Annotated in this window: 25 protein-coding genes and 2 pseudogenes; 13 read left to right on the forward strand and 14 right to left on the reverse strand. The window is 65.7% G+C overall.

Annotated elements, in window-relative coordinates; translation table 11 throughout:
* The first annotated feature begins 162 nt into the window (after positions 1 to 162).
* Positions 163 to 294 carry a hypothetical protein gene (locus tag KM295_RS12610; RefSeq protein ID WP_256030313.1) on the forward strand — a complete coding sequence of 44 codons (132 nt, stop codon included), beginning with the start codon at positions 163 to 165 and terminating at the stop codon, positions 292 to 294.
* 38 nt (positions 295 to 332) lie between these two features.
* On the forward strand, positions 333 to 602 hold the full coding sequence (locus KM295_RS12615) for a cytochrome C oxidase subunit IV family protein (protein WP_256030314.1): 270 nt from the start codon (positions 333 to 335) through the stop codon (positions 600 to 602).
* 428 nt (positions 603 to 1,030) lie between these two features.
* Here the strand turns inward: KM295_RS12615 and KM295_RS12620 are convergent, their stop codons facing one another.
* A complete protein-coding gene (locus KM295_RS12620) occupies positions 1,031 to 1,222 on the reverse strand; it encodes a hypothetical protein (RefSeq protein WP_256030315.1) in 192 nt (63 codons plus the stop codon).
* An 81-nt stretch (positions 1,223 to 1,303) separates the two neighbouring features.
* Between KM295_RS12620 and KM295_RS12625 the strand changes: the two genes are divergently transcribed.
* Positions 1,304 to 2,209 (forward strand): ABC transporter ATP-binding protein, encoded by a 906-nt coding sequence (locus KM295_RS12625; RefSeq protein WP_256030316.1) that lies wholly within the window; start codon positions 1,304 to 1,306, stop codon positions 2,207 to 2,209.
* The gene (locus tag KM295_RS12630) at positions 2,206 to 2,991 is read left to right on the forward strand and encodes an ABC transporter permease (protein WP_256030317.1); all 786 of its coding nucleotides are present in this window, start codon (positions 2,206 to 2,208) and stop codon (positions 2,989 to 2,991) included. The genes KM295_RS12625 and KM295_RS12630 overlap by 4 nt, the downstream gene beginning before the upstream one ends.
* Positions 2,992 to 3,058: 67 nt before the next feature.
* On the opposite strand, the gene KM295_RS12635 is transcribed toward KM295_RS12630, so the two are convergent.
* The 3 genes from KM295_RS12635 to KM295_RS12645 form a co-directional block, all read right to left on the reverse strand.
* Positions 3,059 to 4,018 (reverse strand): 3-hydroxyacyl-CoA dehydrogenase family protein, encoded by a 960-nt coding sequence (locus tag KM295_RS12635; protein WP_256030318.1) that lies wholly within the window; start codon positions 4,016 to 4,018, stop codon positions 3,059 to 3,061.
* 78 nt (positions 4,019 to 4,096) lie between these two features.
* The gene (locus KM295_RS12640) at positions 4,097 to 4,471 is read right to left on the reverse strand and encodes a VOC family protein (RefSeq protein ID WP_256030319.1); all 375 of its coding nucleotides are present in this window, start codon (positions 4,469 to 4,471) and stop codon (positions 4,097 to 4,099) included.
* A 117-nt stretch (positions 4,472 to 4,588) separates the two neighbouring features.
* Positions 4,589 to 5,188 carry a DUF420 domain-containing protein gene (locus KM295_RS12645; RefSeq protein ID WP_256030320.1) on the reverse strand — a complete coding sequence of 200 codons (600 nt, stop codon included), beginning with the start codon at positions 5,186 to 5,188 and terminating at the stop codon, positions 4,589 to 4,591.
* A 130-nt stretch (positions 5,189 to 5,318) separates the two neighbouring features.
* Between KM295_RS12645 and KM295_RS12650 the strand changes: the two genes are divergently transcribed.
* Together KM295_RS12650 and KM295_RS12655 are read left to right on the forward strand one after the other, a co-directional pair.
* Positions 5,319 to 6,392: a glycosyltransferase gene (locus tag KM295_RS12650; protein ID WP_256030321.1), complete on the forward strand. Its 1,074-nt coding sequence runs from the start codon at positions 5,319 to 5,321 to the stop codon at positions 6,390 to 6,392.
* Positions 6,393 to 6,416: 24 nt separating this feature from the next.
* Positions 6,417 to 7,526 (forward strand): glycosyltransferase, encoded by a 1,110-nt coding sequence (locus tag KM295_RS12655; RefSeq protein ID WP_256030322.1) that lies wholly within the window; start codon positions 6,417 to 6,419, stop codon positions 7,524 to 7,526.
* On the opposite strand, the gene KM295_RS12660 is transcribed toward KM295_RS12655, so the two are convergent.
* The 4 genes from KM295_RS12660 to KM295_RS12675 form a co-directional block, all read right to left on the reverse strand.
* Positions 7,523 to 7,951: an FAD synthase family protein gene (locus tag KM295_RS12660; protein WP_256030323.1), complete on the reverse strand. Its 429-nt coding sequence runs from the start codon at positions 7,949 to 7,951 to the stop codon at positions 7,523 to 7,525. The genes KM295_RS12655 and KM295_RS12660 overlap by 4 nt on opposite strands.
* Positions 7,948 to 8,454, reverse strand: coding sequence for a Mov34/MPN/PAD-1 family protein (locus KM295_RS12665; protein ID WP_256030324.1), 507 nt, complete (start codon positions 8,452 to 8,454; stop codon positions 7,948 to 7,950). The genes KM295_RS12660 and KM295_RS12665 overlap by 4 nt, the downstream gene beginning before the upstream one ends.
* 75 nt (positions 8,455 to 8,529) lie before the next feature.
* Positions 8,530 to 8,766 carry a DUF8151 family protein gene (locus KM295_RS12670; protein WP_256030325.1) on the reverse strand — a complete coding sequence of 79 codons (237 nt, stop codon included), beginning with the start codon at positions 8,764 to 8,766 and terminating at the stop codon, positions 8,530 to 8,532.
* A 44-nt stretch (positions 8,767 to 8,810) separates the two neighbouring features.
* A complete protein-coding gene (locus KM295_RS12675; protein WP_256030326.1) occupies positions 8,811 to 8,993 on the reverse strand; it encodes a DUF7331 family protein in 183 nt (60 codons plus the stop codon).
* A 152-nt stretch (positions 8,994 to 9,145) separates the two neighbouring features.
* Between KM295_RS12675 and KM295_RS16925 the strand changes: the two genes are divergently transcribed.
* The 3 genes and pseudogenes from KM295_RS16925 to KM295_RS17135 all read left to right on the forward strand — a co-directional run.
* Positions 9,146 to 9,271, forward strand: coding sequence for a hypothetical protein (locus KM295_RS16925; RefSeq protein ID WP_336272830.1), 126 nt, complete (start codon positions 9,146 to 9,148; stop codon positions 9,269 to 9,271).
* 42 nt (positions 9,272 to 9,313) lie between these two features.
* Positions 9,314 to 9,472 (forward strand): annotated as a pseudogene (locus KM295_RS17130) (uracil-DNA glycosylase); the annotation flags it as partial.
* Positions 9,448 to 9,658, forward strand: a pseudogene (locus KM295_RS17135) (IS5/IS1182 family transposase); the annotation flags it as partial. The pseudogenes KM295_RS17130 and KM295_RS17135, both read left to right, overlap by 25 nt.
* Before the next feature lie 794 nt (positions 9,659 to 10,452).
* On the opposite strand, the gene KM295_RS12685 reads toward KM295_RS17135, so the two are convergent.
* Positions 10,453 to 10,632 (reverse strand): hypothetical protein, encoded by a 180-nt coding sequence (locus KM295_RS12685; protein ID WP_256030327.1) that lies wholly within the window; start codon positions 10,630 to 10,632, stop codon positions 10,453 to 10,455.
* A 275-nt stretch (positions 10,633 to 10,907) separates the two neighbouring features.
* Positions 10,908 to 11,138 (reverse strand): YgaP family membrane protein, encoded by a 231-nt coding sequence (locus KM295_RS12690; RefSeq protein WP_254840678.1) that lies wholly within the window; start codon positions 11,136 to 11,138, stop codon positions 10,908 to 10,910.
* Between the two features lie 36 nt (positions 11,139 to 11,174).
* On the opposite strand from KM295_RS12690, the gene KM295_RS12695 reads away from it, so the two are divergent.
* From KM295_RS12695 to KM295_RS12705, 3 genes are read left to right on the forward strand one after another with little or no spacing between them, the layout of a single operon-like run.
* Complete coding sequence (locus KM295_RS12695; RefSeq protein WP_256030328.1) at positions 11,175 to 11,339, forward strand: hypothetical protein; 165 nt, start codon at positions 11,175 to 11,177, stop codon at positions 11,337 to 11,339.
* A gap of 32 nt (positions 11,340 to 11,371) precedes the next feature.
* A complete protein-coding gene (locus KM295_RS12700; RefSeq protein ID WP_256030329.1) occupies positions 11,372 to 11,800 on the forward strand; it encodes an HIT family protein in 429 nt (142 codons plus the stop codon).
* A gap of 60 nt (positions 11,801 to 11,860) precedes the next feature.
* Entirely contained in the window at positions 11,861 to 12,568 is a 708-nt protein-coding gene (locus KM295_RS12705) for a P-loop NTPase family protein (protein WP_256030330.1), read from the forward strand.
* Here KM295_RS12705 and KM295_RS12710 read toward each other — a convergent pair.
* Positions 12,561 to 13,058: a DUF7858 family protein gene (locus tag KM295_RS12710; protein WP_256030331.1), complete on the reverse strand. Its 498-nt coding sequence runs from the start codon at positions 13,056 to 13,058 to the stop codon at positions 12,561 to 12,563. The genes KM295_RS12705 and KM295_RS12710 overlap by 8 nt on opposite strands.
* A gap of 171 nt (positions 13,059 to 13,229) precedes the next feature.
* On the opposite strand from KM295_RS12710, the gene KM295_RS12715 reads away from it, so the two are divergent.
* Positions 13,230 to 14,093 carry a transcription initiation factor IIB gene (locus KM295_RS12715; RefSeq protein WP_256030332.1) on the forward strand — a complete coding sequence of 288 codons (864 nt, stop codon included), beginning with the start codon at positions 13,230 to 13,232 and terminating at the stop codon, positions 14,091 to 14,093.
* A gap of 54 nt (positions 14,094 to 14,147) precedes the next feature.
* On the opposite strand, the gene KM295_RS12720 is transcribed toward KM295_RS12715, so the two are convergent.
* The 3 genes from KM295_RS12720 to KM295_RS12730 all read right to left on the reverse strand — a co-directional run bounded on the left by KM295_RS12720 (position 14,148) and on the right by KM295_RS12730 (position 15,776).
* A complete protein-coding gene (locus KM295_RS12720) occupies positions 14,148 to 14,696 on the reverse strand; it encodes a DUF7857 domain-containing protein (RefSeq protein ID WP_256030333.1) in 549 nt (182 codons plus the stop codon).
* 73 nt (positions 14,697 to 14,769) lie between these two features.
* On the reverse strand, positions 14,770 to 15,441 hold the full coding sequence (locus tag KM295_RS12725) for a DUF7856 family protein (RefSeq protein WP_256030334.1): 672 nt from the start codon (positions 15,439 to 15,441) through the stop codon (positions 14,770 to 14,772).
* Positions 15,438 to 15,776, reverse strand: coding sequence for a DUF7855 family protein (locus KM295_RS12730; protein WP_256030335.1), 339 nt, complete (start codon positions 15,774 to 15,776; stop codon positions 15,438 to 15,440). The genes KM295_RS12725 and KM295_RS12730 overlap by 4 nt, the downstream gene beginning before the upstream one ends.
* Positions 15,777 to 15,784: the final 8 nt, after the last annotated feature.

The following is a 15,784-nucleotide window of genomic DNA, read 5'->3' on the forward strand; positions in this document are numbered from 1 at the left end:
TACTGGCACTTCGTCGATATCGTCTGGGTCTTCCTTTTCCCACTCTTCTATCTGTTCTGATCGCTCTCACCCGCGATCCCCTGTTCCCACTGCCCGTCACGAACCGGACAGCTCGCCGTACGGAGAGCCAGCAGTTATACGCGTCCGCGGCGAACAGTCGGTATGGCGCCGGATCCGTTAGTCGGGACGCGGCTGTTTTATGGGATTCTCTGGACGGTACTCGGCGTGGGGTTTTGGGTCGGCGGCGTCGTCGCCGCCCACTACATCTGGAAGCGCTACCGCGAACGGGAATAATTATATGAGTCTGCACCTTTGGCTATCGTAGACAGAGGATGGCATCCGACTCCCTCAAACTGTACACCGGGATCTACGTGGCGTTGATCGCGCTCGCGGCATCGAAGTATCTGTTCTTCCACACCCTGCCGTTCGGGTACTGGCAGGCGTTCGCCGCGACGATGACCGCGGCGGTCCTGAAGACGACCCTCATCATCGGTTACTATCAGCACCTCCGCTCAGAGAACCGGTCGCTGACATGGCTGATGGCGCTGAGTCTCGGCCTCGTCATGCTGCTCATGGCCGCAGCGAGCTACTCGATCACGTGAACCGCCTCGGGGTCTAATGACCGCGACGCGATCTGAAAGTTAGCTCAGAATTCGCGGCTTAGGGGCCTTCTACGACGATATTTCAAGCGAGGTTTCAACACAGAACGCGGTTTATATAATGATGGACAAAACGCCACTCAGAGCGCTTATACTGCTTATCTTCGACACCTAATTTTTGAGCTGAGCGATATAACAGAAATCATGTTACCTCACAGAAACAGGCTTAGATCGCCGTGCACCCAGTGCACGGCTCTCTTAGACCGTCAAATCTTATGATCAAATAAGATTTCAAACCTTTTCTAACCCATTAAGCCCCGAGGCACTCGGCCTGCTCAGCCTGTAGAATCGCTCTTCGAAGAACTGAAACGGATACGGATCGACCGCCGCACCCGCCGCCCGGTACACTCCCGAGCACCTCCGAAACCGTGTCAGGTGTCCTCCAACTGCATCTCGTCACTCTCCCGGATATCGCTGATGACGACGAGGGCGATCACCCCGAGGAAGATCCCCGTGACTGCGGCGATTCCGAACGTGCCACCCCCCTCCAGAAGCGCGACAGTGACGTACGGTAGCACGATCGCAAGCCCCAACGCGATGAGAAACGCCGTCCTCGCGTTCATACCCGGAGATCGGCGCCCAGCGGCATACGTCTTTCCCGACCGGAACGGCAGCCTTTAGGTCCGGCCGGCCGCTCTCCCCGTATGGTCGTCAACGCCGAGAACGTCAGCCGGCGGTACGGGGAGACAGTCGCGCTCTCGGACGTCTCGTTTTCGGTTCCGGAAGGCGAAATCTTCGCGATCATCGGCCCGAACGGGGCCGGCAAGACGACGCTGATCCGGGCACTGACCGGGACGACGGACGCCGAAGGCGACGTCTCGGTCTTCGGTCGCCCGCCGAGGGCAGTCGCCCGCCGGCGGCTCGGCCTGTTACCCCAGGAGTTCACTCCCGCCGATCGGCTCACGGCACGGGAACTCGTTACCTACTACGCCGGGCTCTATGACGAGACCAGAGATCCCGACGCGGTGATCGAGGACGTCGGGCTGACCGACAGCGCGGGGACGTTCTACGAGGACCTCTCGGGCGGGCAGAAACGGCGAGCCTGCGTCGGGACGGCACTCGTCAACGAACCCGACCTTCTGATCCTCGATGAGCCGACGACCGGGATCGACCCGACCGGCCGAAGGGAACTGTGGCGGCTCATCGAGGGCCTGTCCGACGACGGCACGACGGTCCTGCTTACGACCCACTACATGGACGAAGCCGAGACGCTCGCCGACCGGGTCGGGCTGCTCGCGGACGGAAAGCTCGTCGCGCTCGGGTCACCCGAGGAGCTGATCGCCCGCCACGGCGGCGAGAGCCGGCTCGTGATCGAGGTCGACGACGAGGGCCGGGCGGAAACGGCGATCGCGGCGGCGGGCTACGAACGGCTCCCCGGCGAGCGGGGCGTCGCTGTACCGGCGGGACCGAAGGAGATCCCGCCGATCGTCGAGGCACTGGAGGCCGACGGCGTCGACTACGAGGGCCTCGTCTGGCGGCAGCCCTCACTGGAGGACGTCTACGTCACGCTGACCGGATCCGACGTGCCGACGGCGGAGGGAGCGACGTGAGCCGCGTCGGCCGGATCAGCGCCGAAGCGAGAGCCGCCTGGTACGCGTTCGTTCGCCGCCGGACGGCAGTGTTTTTTACCTTCTTTTTCCCGGTCATCATCGTGTCTATCTTCGGCGTACTGGTCCAGACCGACCCGGCCGGCGGCGGGCTGTTCGCGGAGCCGCCGGGCTACTACATCGCCGGCTACATCGCCGTCGTCGTACTCTTTACGCCGCTGTCGCGGGTCGGAAGCGAGGTCGCCCGCCACCGCGAGGGCAACCGCTTCGAGAAGCTCGCCACGACGCCGCTGTCGCGCGCCGAATGGCTCTTCGCCCAGACGCTCGTCAACGTCGCCGTCATCGGTCTGGCGTCGCTTCTGATCCTCGCGTTGGTCGTCGTCGCGACCGACGCCGCGTTCGTCGCCTCGCCGCTGATCGTGCCGTACGTCGCGTTCGGCGTCGCGCTGTTCTGTGGGTTCGGGGCGCTCTTGGGCCGGCTCGCGGACTCTCAGGACGGCGTCATCGCCGCCTCCAACGGCGTCGCCATCCCGCTTTTGTTCCTCTCTGAGACGTTCGTCACGCCGGACCTGCTTCCGGCGTGGTTCCTCCCGCTCGTGAACGTCTCGCCGCTGACGTACTTCGCGCGGGGACTCCGGGCGGCGACGTACGGGCCGACGAACGCGGCGAGCGCCGGAAGGGTGGGCCTCGTCGGGACGGATCCGTATCTCAACCTCGCTTTGCTTGTCGCTCTCGCGACCGTCTTCTTCGTCGCGGGCGCGTACGCACTCCCGAGAACCGACTGAGTTTGGTCCGACCGCGTGGGTCCGGCACCCGGCACCCGGCCACCCGTCTTCGGTCTTCCGTCTCCCGTCAGTTCCGATCCTCGCGGTCGTGTGTCGCCTCGCGCGCCCGTCGGATGGCCGCGACGCGTTCGTCACGCCGCTCGATCGCCTCGGCGAGTGACTCCTCGTACTCGTGAAAGCCCTTCCCGGCAGCGACGCCGGTCTCGCCCGCCTCGATCCGGTCCTCGAAGGCCGGGCCGGCTTCCTCGGCGGTCGAGAGATGCGGGAAGATGTTGTTCGCGACGTCCCGGAACAGATCTACCCCCGAGAGGTCGGCCGTCTCGAAGGGGCCGATCGCGGCCGTCCGGAGCGCGTAACCGTCCCGGACGGCGCGTTCGACGTCCTCTATGGAGGCGATACCTTCCTCGACGATGTGCGTACACTCCCGGAGGACCGCGTTCTGGATCCGGTTCCACACGAAGCCGGGGACGTCGCGCTCGACGACGATCGGGTCCCGGTCGACGCCCTCGACGTACTCGATCGTGCGATCGACGATCTCCTCCGACGTCTCCTCGCCGCTGACGACCTCGACGAGCGGGAGCAGATACGGCGGGTTCCACCAGTGACAGCCGACGACCCGCTCCGGTTCGGGGACGAACTCGCCGAGTTCCGTGATCGGAATGCCCGACGTGTTGGAGGCCAACACCGCATCGTCGGGGGCGGCCGCGACGACGGTCTCGAAGACCGCCCGTTTGATCTTCCGATCCTCCGAGACGGTCTCGATGACGAGGTCCGTCCCCCCGACGCCGGCGGCGGTATCGAGCGTGTAATCGATCGATTCTCGGATCGCCCCCGGTTCGGTCGCCAGCATCTCCTCCGCTTCGAGGAACGAAAGCGCCTCCCCGATCGTCCCGCGGGCGTCCTCGAGGTTCGACTCCCGGTGGTCGATCACTGTCGCCGACGTCCCGTGTCGGGCGAACTGGATCGCCAGTCCGGATCCCATGGTGCCTGCGCCGATGATCGCTACGTGCGACGGTGGGGTCGCCATGCCACCGTCTGTGGCGGACGCACAAATAAAGCTATGGACGGGACGGTCGCGGGACTGCCGAGCGACGCGTTCGCGCCGTCAGGGGCGGTCCTCGACCAACTCGACGACGTACCCGTCGGGACCCTCGATGAAGGCGACGCGGGCCCCGGCAGCCTCGACGGTCAGTGGACCCTTGATTACCTCACAGCCGGTCTCCTCGACCATCCGCTCGGTTTCGGCGTCGGCGTCGTCGACGGAAACTGCGAGGTGATCGATCGTCTCCCGGTTCGACTCCGGGTCGTCTCCCTCGGGGTCGTACCGGAGCTGAATCTCGCCGTGTTCGCCGCCGACGTAAACGTTCTCGACGCCGTCGAGCGTGAAAGACCAGTTCTCCTCGAGACCGAGCCCGTCGACGAAAAACTCGCGTGCTTCCTCGAGGTCCGATACCCGGATCGCCGTGTGGATGACGTCCATATGCCCCCAATCGACACAGAGGGTTTAAAACGTGTCCTTCGACGGGAAGCTCCGACACCGCTTTTTCAGGGAGACGGCAGCCGGGACGGACCGGGGTCAGAGGCCAGGGGTCAGGGATCAGGCCATCCCCCGGACGAACTCGATCTGTTCGGGGCCATAATAGAACGTGAGCATGAGGTAGGCGAAGATTCCCAAAGCGAGGCTGACGAGCCACGCCGTCACCGCGATCCGGCCGACCCGGGCGTGGGCGGTCGCCTTCAGTTCGGTCGGGGTCCGCGTCAGCCCGAGCGTGATCGCATAGATGACGAACGGGACCGAAAGCACCGAGAGGACGATGTGGATCCCGAGCGTGCCGAGATACACGCTCCGGAGCGGCGCACCGGCGACGATCTCCTTTCGGCCGCCACCCCCCGTCTTGAGGAGATACAACACGAGGAAAAGCAGGATCAAAACGAACGCGGTGATCATCGCCGCGCGGTGCTTTTCGATCCGGTCGGTCCGGATGAAGTAGACGCCGGCCAGAAGCGAGACGATCGTCGCGGCGTTGACGACGGCGATGGCGTGGGACAGCAGATCGACGGTCGATTCGGAGATCTCCGGGTAGATACCCGTGTCGGTGTACAGCGTCCCGAGGACCACGACGTAGCCGACGACAGTCAGGAAGGCCGCGATCGCCCGGGGGTGCTCTCTGGCGATCCCCCCGCGTGCTGTAGACATACCCGCCCGTTCGCGTTCCCCGCCAAAGGACGCTTCGCTTTCTTTCGCGGTCGGACCAGGGAGAGCCGAGTCCGCCCGTGGCGTTCGTCGGCGCGGATGGTTTATGAGCGATCCCGAGCGAGTTACACGCGTGCGCGTCCTGAACTACCTCGAGTTCGGCGACCGGCTCCGACGGAGCGGGATCGCGACCGCCGTCGACAACCAGCGGAGGGCACTCGAAGACAGCGACCACGTGGTCGTGACGTCGCCGTGGGCGGGCGGGTCGACGGTTCGGGCGGGGATCGAGCGTATCGGCGGCGGTCGGGCGTTCGCGGAGTACGGGTTGGCACACTGCAACCTCGTCGGACCGGGGACGGTCGCGGTCGCGGAACACGCACGACAGGGCGGGATCCCGCTCGTGTTGCACGCCCACGTCACCCGGGAGGACTTCGCCGGCAGTTTCCGTGGCTCGAACGCCGTCGGACCCGCACTCGAACGGTACCTCCGCTGGCTCTACTCGCGGGCCGACCTCGTGTTGTGTCCGAGCGCCTACACGGAAGCCGTCCTCGCTTCCTATCCGGTCGAGACACCGATCCGACCGGTCACGAACGGCGTCGATACCGACGCGCTGGCCGGCCACGGAGAGCTACGCGAACGGTACCGCCGGCGGTTCGACCTCGAGGGACCGGTCGTCTTCGCCGTCGGGAACGTCTTCGAGCGGAAGGGCGTCCCGACGTTCTGTCGGCTCGCGACCCGGATCGACCACGATTTCGTCTGGTTCGGCCCCTACGACACCGGTCCACACGCCGATCCGACCGTCCGGCGGCTGGTCCGTTCGCCGCCGGCGAACGTCACGTTCACCGGCTGGATCGAGGACGTCCGGGGCGCCTACGGCGCGGGCGATATCTTCCTCGCTCCGACGAGGGTCGAAAACCAGGGGCTCGCGGTGCTGGAGGCGATGGCCTGTGGGGCGGCGGTCGTTCTCCGGGACATCCCCGTCTTCGAGGAGTTCTACACCGACGGTGTCGATTGTCTGAAGTGTGAGACCCTCCCGGAGTTCGAGGCCGCCGTCGAACGGCTCGCTTCCGATCCCGACCTCCGGACGCGGCTCGGCGAGAACGCAAAGGAGACGGCGCGGGGACACGGCCTCGATCGGGTCCGAGCGGAGCTATGTGACGCCTACGCCGAGGCTCGCCGGCTGGCGGGGGGAGTCACAACCGATTAATCCCCGCTCGCCGAAGCGACGGCCATGCGGACCGTCGCGGCGTTTACCGACACGTATCTCCCGACGGTCAACGGGGTGAGCTACACCGTCCGGACGTGGCGGCGGTACTGGCGGCAACGCGGCGGGCGGATGTCGGTCGTCTATCCCGAAAGCGACGACTATCGTCCCGACACCGGCGAGTACCCCGTCCCGAGCGTCCCGTTCCCGTTCTACCGGACGTTCCGTTTCGCGCCGCCGGCCGTCCCGGAGGGAATCGGCGACCTCCGGCCGGACGTGGTTCACGCCCACACGCCGTTTACGCTCGGACTCGCCGGCAGGCGATTCGCCTCGAGGGTCGAGGCGCCGCTCGTGGCCTCCTACCACACGCCGGCGGGCGAATACGCCGGGTACATCAGCGACACGTTCGCGGGTCCGATCGGACGGGTCGCGGACCGATACGAACGGTGGTACTTCGGGGGCGCCGACGCCGTCGTCGTCCCCTCGGAGACGGCCGCCGACGCCGTCGATGCGGGCGAAACGCCCGTTCACGTCGTCTCGAACGGCGTCGATCTCGATCTGTTCGGTCCCGCCGACCCGGCGGCGGTCGAGACGTTCCGCGAGAGACACGACCTGCCGGAGGGGCCGCTCGTCGGCTACACCGGCCGCCACGGCCACGAAAAGCGGCTCGGAGACCTCCTCGCGGCGACGGCCGACCTCGACGTCGGGGTCGTCATCGTCGGTGATGGGCCCGCCCGGGCGGATCTCGAACGCCGCGCGGCCGGGCGGGCGGACGTTCGCTTTCTCGGCTTTCTCGACCGCAGAGCGCTGCCGGCGTTCTATACGGCGCTGGAGGCGTTTCTCTTTCCGAGCCCCGTCGAGACACAGGGGCTGGTCGCCCTGGAGGCGATCGCCTGCGGGACGCCGGTCGTCGCCGCCGCCGACGGCGCGCTCACAGAGACAGTGACCGAAGGCGAGACGGGAACCCACTACCCGCCCGGCGATATCGAGGCGTTCCGGGCGGCGATCGAACGGACGCTCGCGGCGGCCGACCGGCTCCCGACCCGGCTTCCGGCGCGACGACGACGGCTCGGAGCCGACCGATCGATCGGGACACTCGCGTCGGTGTACGAGTCGGTCCTCGAGGGGAGCCCCTAGCAGCGGCGATCGCAGATCCGGTCGATGATCCGGCCGGTCGAGAGGATCTCCTCGTCGTATTCGGGCTCCCGGGGCGGGGCACGGACGATCTCACAGTCGATCCGCTCGGCGGTTAGCCGCTCGGCCAGGCGGTCCTCGTCGTGGTGCTGGTCGTGCCCGAGGACGATCACGTCGGGGTCGATGTCCCGGATCGGGACGAAGAAGTCGTCGGTGTCCCCGAGCCGGGCCTCGTCGACCGGATCCAGCGCCGCGACCATCGCCCGTCGCTGGCGGTCGGGGACGACGGGTTCGGCTTTGTGTGTGACGTTCTCGCTTCGGGCGACGATGACGTAGAGCCGATCGCCCATCGACTTCGCGTCCGAGAGATACTGCAGGTGTCCCAGATGGAGCAGATCGAAGGTGCCCTGTGCGACGATTCGTCTCATCGGAGCTCCCGGTCGATGTCGGCCTGGGTGAAATCGAAGAACTGCTCGTCCGGTATCTCGACGTCCAGCACCTCGAGGTCGATCGGCTCGCCGTCCCGATCGAAGGCCCGCCAGTCGTTTCGGCCGTAGGGGGCCCCGACGATGATGTGGACCGGCCCCCTGGTGAACGTCGCCAGGTCGGCCTGACTCGGGGTCAACACGCCGTTGGGGTGTGAGTGGACCGAGCCGACGCTCTTGAGATCGTTCGGCATGTACGTCGGCTTGAACTCTGCGCTGGTCGGGGTCGTCTTCGTCCCCGGGGCGAGCAACACGTCGGTGACGACGGTCCCGTCCCGGTCGAGACCGAGGGTACGCGCGTCCTGGCCCCGGAGCTGTCCCATGTACTCGTTCGGGTGGGCGTCCTCGGAGGCCTCCAACGCGAGCTGGAGCGCGTCGGCGGCGATCCCGATGACCGCGCTCGAACGGAAGAGCTTGGGTTTCAGAAACGACCCGAACAGTCCCATGCTTCCGAGTGGGGTCGCCCGACAACTAAGCGTTCCGGGTTCCGTACCGGCAGTCGGCTTCAGAAGGGGCCGGCCTCAGACGTTCTCCGATCGTTCGCGAAGCCGGGGGAGGACCTCGCCGACGCCGAACGCGATGACCCCGGCGTATAGCGCGACTACGCCCATAACGAAAAGCCAGACCGCGAAGGGTGTGTTACCGGCGTTGAGATACTCGAGGCTCGTCAGTTCGGCCACAAAGCCGGCGACGGTGAAGCCGACGGCCGCGACGGCGTAGAAGACGAGTTCCACTACCGGGGCGAGGAGTTCTTTCACGCACACCGCTACGGGGGATGGTGTATAAAAAGTCGTCGGCCGCGCTACGCGCCGAGTTCGACGACGAGATCCGACTGTACCCACATCTCCGGGTCCTCCCGGTCGTAGATGACGACCTCGCCGTTATCGAGCGAGAGGTGGGCGTACCGCTCCGAGTCGAGCGGCGTCTCCGGTGGTTCGGTCAGGGAGCGGGGCGATTCGTCCGTATCGGAGGGTACGTTACTCATTAGCATGTGTCCCGAAGCGTCGGTCAGTTATAAGCGTTCTGACGGAGGATAGAGTAAGAGTATATAATGTATTATCACGGTAATATATCTGATCGGGCCACGTCGGCCAAGCCGACGGCCCGCTTTCGATCCCTCAGCCGACGACAACCCCTATGAAGTTCCGCGTCGACTCTACGCATCGGACCGTGACGTTCCCCGATCCGGCCGACCGGAACGTGCTGGCCGAGACGTGCGAGCGGTGCCCGGCGCTCGCGGAGAGCCGAGAGCGGATCGCCTGAGGTGTCGGAGCCCTCGACGCCGAACCCCTCGTGGTGGGGGAGGTGCCGGGAGCCGGGGACCCCGACGCCGACCGGTGGCGGGGCGGCAACTACACGGGGATGGCCTACACCGCCCGACACAGCGGCCGGCGGATCCGGGAACCCTTCGAATCGCTCGGATACGCGCCCGAGTCGCTGTACTTCACGAACGCGGTTCAACAGCGAAGGCAACTGCAAATAACACACTCATCCGGGCAAAAGGCTACACCCACGGCGGCTGAAACGTCCTACTCGACGGTCAAGCGAACGTAGGACTCCGCCCTGCGTTCGCGGTTCTGGTACCGCCAGTTCCATGAGATCGTCCTGTCCGCCCTCAAGAATCTCAAGAAGCTCGCCAAAATACTATGATCCTGTCTTGTATTTTCAATAGAGAGAATTTTAAACACCTTTGAATTTCAAGAGAACTACTTACCGAGATTTGGCTGATACCCATCCGTTCTTGTTTAGCAAATCGTGCCAACAGCGTCTGCTGATTAGATACCGCTGGAACTACTGGTTTGAGAAACCCGGTGGGTGTTATGCCATACAGCCCACCGGATTCACACCGGAGCAACTGGCCGATGATCACGTTCCACAGCACATCGCTCGTTCTCTAGTAGACCCCGGATTGATCGCTCACACTCCCCGCTTTCGTATACTAATTAGCATAGAACGGAGCCCCACCAACACTTTCACTGACCCGACCTTGTGACCGACCAACGGATGGCACCGCGAGTACACCTCAGCGAGTGGGACTCGCTATGTGAGGAACTGCGCCGGTTCGGGCACGCAGGTGATGTGACGGCTGCTGACGATTTGATTCGTATCGACTTCGGTTCTGCATACGTCGAGTTGTCACGCGATGGGACGTTCCAAACGGGGATGCCACTCCATGAGTTTGCGCACGACGACACCGTTTCGGTTGTCGTGGATCATGACGCCGGAACCCTCACAGTCGAAGCTGACACGGTGAGCTATACGTTCAAACGGCCAGGCGGGTAGGGCTGCTTCAACGCTGAACTGCTAGATACACCGACAGACGGTTTGTTGCGGGAATCTAGCAGCTCACGGCTGAAGACCCAGTAGGACAGCGACCACGTTAACTACGTCTGCAGCGAACTCTCAGTTCGAGTTATTTGGGTGGGGTAGTTGGGCCGACGGTCTCACGACTCCCCGGCGAAGTAACTGGTGAAAAACCCCGACAGGAATGCTGACATTCCAACTGCGAGCACCATATCCATCATGTCGTAAGGTTCGTCGTCATCATCCGCCATGGCGACCGTCACGGCAACACTGATGACGAGAGAGACAATCCCGTTGATGAAATCTTTGCCGAATCCCATATCAGACGGGTTTCGCGGCTCCATCATAGAGGTTTGCCCGCCGCCCTGGTCGCTGCACGGTGGAGCAACTGCAGAGGAGACCTGTGTCCACCTCGGCACCCGAGCCTCGTACGACCCCACCCGTTCTTTACCGTCCACGGATAGTATTGCGCATGGACGACAGACTTGTCCGGGAACTGCTGACTTTCTGTATGTTTTACAGGTAAGTCTCTGCTGCGACTGTAGAGTAGATGAAGGCGTACCAACTCACCGCTTCGAGCGGACGGTATCGACCGTTACGACGGACTGGAGTTGCGCGAGCAGGAGTCGATGCCGAACATCGAGTAGATGGGGCAGGTTCCCACCGTCGCCGTAGCGAGCATCATAATCGCAACGATTCCCAGCACGGGAGAGAGCACTGTCGGAAGCGAAAGAGTCCCGGTAAGTATTGCAATCGATATTGTTCCCGTAACTGCACCAACTGCCGTTCTGAGCGTTTCGTCTACTGAGCCGACATTTTGTCTCATATATACATATGGGTCGCCACACGTATAACACCAGCGTTGAATATCCGTCACAATTCTATATCAGGATTCACTCCCGTCGTAAACGACGATTTCCTCTCCTCGTACCGGGATATCTGGGTCGACCGGTTCGGATACGACTCCGACCCGTACGAACGGGCGATCGCCGAGACGCTGGCGGAACTCGGGGCGACCCCCGAGTAACGTTGATAGGGCCGCCGGCCGACCACCCGCGTATGTCCGATCCGACAGTCTTCGAACGGATTATCGACGGCGAGATCCCGGCCGAGATCGTCCACGAAACCGACAGCGTGATCGCCTTTCTGGACGCGAACCCGCTCGCGCCGGGTCACACGCTCGTCGTCCCCAAGGAGCCCTACGAGCGACTGCGTGATACCCCACCGGAGCTGTCGGCCGCGGTGTTCGAGGCCGTCCGAGAGCTAACGCCGGCGATCGAGGACGCGGTCGACGCCGACGCGACGACGGTCGGGATCAACGACGGCCCCGCCGCCGGCCAGGAGGTACCCCACCTCCACGTCCACATCGTGCCGCGGTTCGAGGGCGACGGCGGCGGCCCGATCCATGCGGTCGTGGGCGGTGCGACCGACGGGGAGGATGCCGATCTCGAGGCGGTCTCGGCGGCGATCGATGCCGAACTCGGATAGCCGGGGGCGGGGACCACACGAAACAGCACGTTTTTGTCCGGATACGATCGACCTACCCGCATGGCCGAGACTGTCGCGCTCGTCGGGGCGGCCGGCGGTGTGGGCACGACGCGGACGACGCTTGCGTGTGCGGAACGGCTGGCCCACGGTGGGCACGATACGGCGGTTCTGGACGCCGCCTACGGAACCCAGGGGCTCGCCGACCGGATCGATGGCGAGATCGCCCCGGACATGACCGAACTGTGTATCGAGGACGAACCGCTGGAGAGCGGCCTGCTCGATCCGGCGATCGAGGGCGGCGGTCGGCTGGCGGTCTGTCCGGCGCGGGCACCGTTTTCGCGGCTGTCGAGGGCGAAATCACCCGACGCCGCCGAGAACTTCGAGGCGCGGATCGCCGAAGCGGAACGGCGCTTCGAGTACGTCCTGATCGACACGCCGCCGATCGCGGCCAACCAGGCCGTCGCGGCGGCCACGGGCGCCGGGAGGGTCGCCGTCGTCTGTGACGCCTCACGGGTCGAATCGGCGCTCCCGCGGACGGCCGACCGGCTGGAGGACGTCGGCGTCGGGACGTTTACCGCCGTCGTCACGCGGCAGGCGGAACACCCCGACGCCGACGTCTGTATCCCGGCGCTCGACGCGGAGCCGCCGATACTCGACGACGGGGCACACGGCGCGTTCACAGAGGTGATCGAAGCGACGACGGGAACGACTCTCGAGGAGGAGGAACGCGACGGGAAGGGATTCCTCGAAGCGCTGCCGTTCAAATAAGATCTCCGAGGCCGCTTCGCGCGTCCGCGAGCGGATCCGCCCCCATCGGAACCGACGTCGCCTCCGCGAGGGCCGCCTCGGCGCCCTCGATCGGTTCGTGCGTCGCAACGTACGCCCCGAGGGCGAACTCGGCGTCGCCGACGCCGACGAGTCGTTTGGCCTCCGTTCGGGCGAGGTCACCGGCCAGCCAGTCCTCGAGGACGCGTTTCGCCGTCGGCGTGAGCGGGTCGATCGGCTCGCCGAGCAGATACAGCGTCTTGGCGGCCGTCGTCTCCGGGACCTCGGCGACGGCGGCCGCGCGACCGACCGAGGCGCCCTCGAGATACGCCTCGACGAGCGCCGCCGCCGCGGCGGACGAACAGGGAAGCCGTTCCTCGAACGGTTCGAGCCGCTCCGCTATCGGCGTGTCCGTTCCGTCGCTGGCCGCGACGCCGCGGTCGCGCTGTTCGGCGGTCACCTCGAGCCCCGCCGCGATCTCGGCAAGCCCCATACCGGTCGTTGGAGCAGCATCCGTTGTAAACCCTTCCGTCGCCCGGACCCCGTCGGCCGCCGATCCCGACAGAACGTACCGGTTATCGGTACGTTTTCACGGACGTCTCGCCGGAGATGACCCCCTCGCCGTCCGTCCTTCAAGTACCGGCGCGCCGAAGTTCCACACGTGATGAGTGCGACGACACGGCGGACCTGCCCCGAATGCGAGGGCCGCCTCCGGAGCACCGGTATCGAAACGGTCTGTGACGAGTGTGGGCTCGTCGTCGAGGAGGATCAACTCGACCGCGGCCCGGAGTGGCGGTCCTTCGACGACGACGAGACGAACCCCGAACGGTGTGGCGCGCCCCTGACGCGCTCCCGCCACGATCGGGGACTCTCGACGGAGATCGGCCGTTCGACCCGGCTCAAAGGGCGGAAGCGCCGACGGGTCGCCCGCATGCGGAGACAGCACAACCGGACACAGATCGCCTCCAAGCGCGAGCGGAACCTCGTGTATGGCTTCACCGAGATCCGGCGACTGACGGGCCAACTAGAGCTACCGGGGGCGCTCAAAGAGCAAGCCTGCGTACTGTTTGAATCCGCACAGGAGTCGGACCTGCTTCGGGGACGCTGCATCGAGGGGTTCGCCGCGGCTGCGGTGTACGCGACCTGTCGGACGATGTCCGTCTCGCGAACGATCGAAGAGGTCGCCGCCGTCGCGAGCGCCGACGAACGGGAACTCAAGGTCGCCTATGGGGCGTTGAACCGCGAACTCGAACTGTCGACCGGGCCGATCGATCCCACCGAGTATCTGGCGCGGTTCGCATCGGAGCTCGGGATCCCGAACGAGCTCGAACGACGGGCCAGGGACTTCGCACGGGAGGCCAACGAATCCGGGATCACGACCGGACGGAACCCGAGCGGCGTCGCGGCCGCGTGTCTGTACACGGCGGCCCGGAGCGCCGACTACGAACTGACTCAAAAGGAGGCCGCCGATATCGCCGACGTCTCGGCGGTCACGGTTCGGAACACCTATCGCGACCTTCGGGACTGACCGGGGGGACGCCAGTTCGATCGCCGGTCTCCGGCCGTTTGCCGTTCCGCCCGACTACGACCGATCGGCGCCGGCGAGCGTCGCGAGCGTCGTCGCGGGGATCTCGACGTCCTCGAGCCGTTCACACAGCTCGTCCGGCACGATCGATAGCTCCGCCGCGACCCGCCGATCCCGGGCGAGTTCCCCCGCGAGCGTCTCGACCGCGCCGAGACCGCCGATGTCGTCGATTGCTTCGGTCGCCGTCGGAACGTCGGCGGCGGCGGCGAGGGCTTCGGCGGCCTCGGTGCGCGCTTCGATCCGCTCGATCCACCGCTCGATCCCGTCCGGGGGCGTCCCTTGCGGCTCGCTGTGGGCGACCTCGAGGGGTCGGTCGGACGTGACGGCGGGTGTCGCGAACCCGACCGCGGTCGCGCCGGCTTCGATCTCGAGCGTGACGCCGTCGGCGTCCCAGCCGTCGGCGACCGCTCCGTTCGACCGCGGAGGCCAGACGGTTCCGTCGAAGCGCGTCTCCAGCCGAACCAGACGGGGAGTGTCGGACTCTATAACGGCCGCGACGAACGTCACCGAATCGATCCGATCGGTCCGGACGGACAACCTCGGCATACGGCGATTGGTCGCTCCATGCCTGATAAATCGCGGGTCGGAGAACGAGAAAAAGCGGTCGGGAGAAGGCGGGTCAGAGCCGGTAGACCGGAGCTTTGAGCCACCGCTCGGCGGAATCCCTGTCGGGAAAGCGTCGACAAGCAAGCGTGATCGGCGTCTCGATCCGGCCGACCCGGATGAGAGCGAGCGCCGTCGAAACCGGGTCGGCGGCGTCGAACGACGGGGGATCGCGGTTGGGAACCCTCGAGAGCGCGGTCTCGACCGCGGGGGAGACGGCCGCGATCAGTTCCTCGCGAGCCCGCCGTTCGAGGTTTTCGAGCCGGTCCTCGAGCCGGAGCCTGCGCTCGCGGACGTCCCGGGCTTCCCGAGCCCGATCCCGCGCGTCCGCGAGCGCCTCTTTCGCGGCGGCGTGTTCGGTTTCGGCCTCCGAGAGCGCCCGGATCGCGTCCCGGTAGTCCGCTTCGATAGCACCGTCGTCGGTCTCCCGGAGCCGCCCCCGAACCGTCGCGACGCGCTCGCGTTTCGCCTCGAGGTCGGCGGCGGTTTCGGCGACCTGCCGCCGGAGTTCCGCCCGGGGAGGGACCGGCTCCGGATCCGAAAGCGACCGCAGTTCGGCCTCGGTCTCGCGGATCGACTCCTCGACGCTCGTCGTGACGCCCAGCGAACGGGCGGTCGCGGCGAGGGCGGCCCGACGGGAGAGAGACATCCCCGGGACGATCACCTTGACGTGTCGATAGAGACTCATAGCTCCCGTGTCCGCAGTTCCTCCGGGGTCGGATGAGGGCTATCGACAGCGAACTTCGCGTACGGGGTACTCGGACACTCACGGCACTCGTAAGCCCGGGCGGCCACCCGGACCGCCTCGCGTACCTCCCGGAACTCGTTGAACGGTTCCGTCCGTTCGATCTGGACGTCCTCGGGGTGTTTCTCGCGCAGTCGCAACGCGAGAAACGCGCCGTGTTCGGTCGCCTCGAAGAGCGCGGCCCGTCCGAACCCTCGGACGACGCTTTCCTCGTGGGTCCGGCAGACGTTCCGGAGGGAGTTCCGTGCGGCCTGCGAGTACGTCACCAACAGCAGCACGCCCGGTT

Source organism: Natronomonas aquatica (assembly GCF_024449025.1).
In the GTDB taxonomy this organism is placed as follows: domain Archaea; phylum Halobacteriota; class Halobacteria; order Halobacteriales; family Haloarculaceae; genus Natronomonas; species Natronomonas aquatica.

What these genes read in the sequence shown, in the direction of transcription:
- KM295_RS16925 (WP_336272830.1), top strand. Translation starts at nt 9,146, where the DNA reads ATGAAGTTCCGCGTCGACTCTACGCATCGGACCGTGACGTTCCCCGAT.
- KM295_RS12620 (WP_256030315.1), bottom strand. Translation starts at nt 1,222, where the DNA reads ATGAACGCGAGGACGGCGTTTCTCATCGCGTTGGGGCTTGCGATCGTG.
- KM295_RS12710 (WP_256030331.1), bottom strand. Translation starts at nt 13,058, where the DNA reads ATGGGGCTTGCCGAGATCGCGGCGGGGCTCGAGGTGACCGCCGAACAG.
- KM295_RS12720 (WP_256030333.1), bottom strand. Translation starts at nt 14,696, where the DNA reads ATGCCGAGGTTGTCCGTCCGGACCGATCGGATCGATTCGGTGACGTTC.
- KM295_RS12685 (WP_256030327.1), bottom strand. Translation starts at nt 10,632, where the DNA reads ATGGGATTCGGCAAAGATTTCATCAACGGGATTGTCTCTCTCGTCATC.
- KM295_RS12715 (WP_256030332.1), top strand. Translation starts at nt 13,230, where the DNA reads ATGAGTGCGACGACACGGCGGACCTGCCCCGAATGCGAGGGCCGCCTC.
- KM295_RS12675 (WP_256030326.1), bottom strand. Translation starts at nt 8,993, where the DNA reads ATGAGTAACGTACCCTCCGATACGGACGAATCGCCCCGCTCCCTGACC.
- KM295_RS12610 (WP_256030313.1), top strand. Translation starts at nt 163, where the DNA reads ATGGCGCCGGATCCGTTAGTCGGGACGCGGCTGTTTTATGGGATTCTC.
- KM295_RS12690 (WP_254840678.1), bottom strand. Translation starts at nt 11,138, where the DNA reads ATGAGACAAAATGTCGGCTCAGTAGACGAAACGCTCAGAACGGCAGTT.
- KM295_RS12615 (WP_256030314.1), top strand. Translation starts at nt 333, where the DNA reads ATGGCATCCGACTCCCTCAAACTGTACACCGGGATCTACGTGGCGTTG.
- KM295_RS12725 (WP_256030334.1), bottom strand. Translation starts at nt 15,441, where the DNA reads ATGAGTCTCTATCGACACGTCAAGGTGATCGTCCCGGGGATGTCTCTC.
- KM295_RS12635 (WP_256030318.1), bottom strand. Translation starts at nt 4,018, where the DNA reads ATGGCGACCCCACCGTCGCACGTAGCGATCATCGGCGCAGGCACCATG.
- KM295_RS12640 (WP_256030319.1), bottom strand. Translation starts at nt 4,471, where the DNA reads ATGGACGTCATCCACACGGCGATCCGGGTATCGGACCTCGAGGAAGCA.
- KM295_RS12660 (WP_256030323.1), bottom strand. Translation starts at nt 7,951, where the DNA reads ATGAGACGAATCGTCGCACAGGGCACCTTCGATCTGCTCCATCTGGGA.
- KM295_RS12655 (WP_256030322.1), top strand. Translation starts at nt 6,417, where the DNA reads ATGCGGACCGTCGCGGCGTTTACCGACACGTATCTCCCGACGGTCAAC.
- KM295_RS12645 (WP_256030320.1), bottom strand. Translation starts at nt 5,188, where the DNA reads ATGTCTACAGCACGCGGGGGGATCGCCAGAGAGCACCCCCGGGCGATC.
- KM295_RS12700 (WP_256030329.1), top strand. Translation starts at nt 11,372, where the DNA reads ATGTCCGATCCGACAGTCTTCGAACGGATTATCGACGGCGAGATCCCG.
- KM295_RS12625 (WP_256030316.1), top strand. Translation starts at nt 1,304, where the DNA reads ATGGTCGTCAACGCCGAGAACGTCAGCCGGCGGTACGGGGAGACAGTC.
- KM295_RS12705 (WP_256030330.1), top strand. Translation starts at nt 11,861, where the DNA reads ATGGCCGAGACTGTCGCGCTCGTCGGGGCGGCCGGCGGTGTGGGCACG.
- KM295_RS12665 (WP_256030324.1), bottom strand. Translation starts at nt 8,454, where the DNA reads ATGGGACTGTTCGGGTCGTTTCTGAAACCCAAGCTCTTCCGTTCGAGC.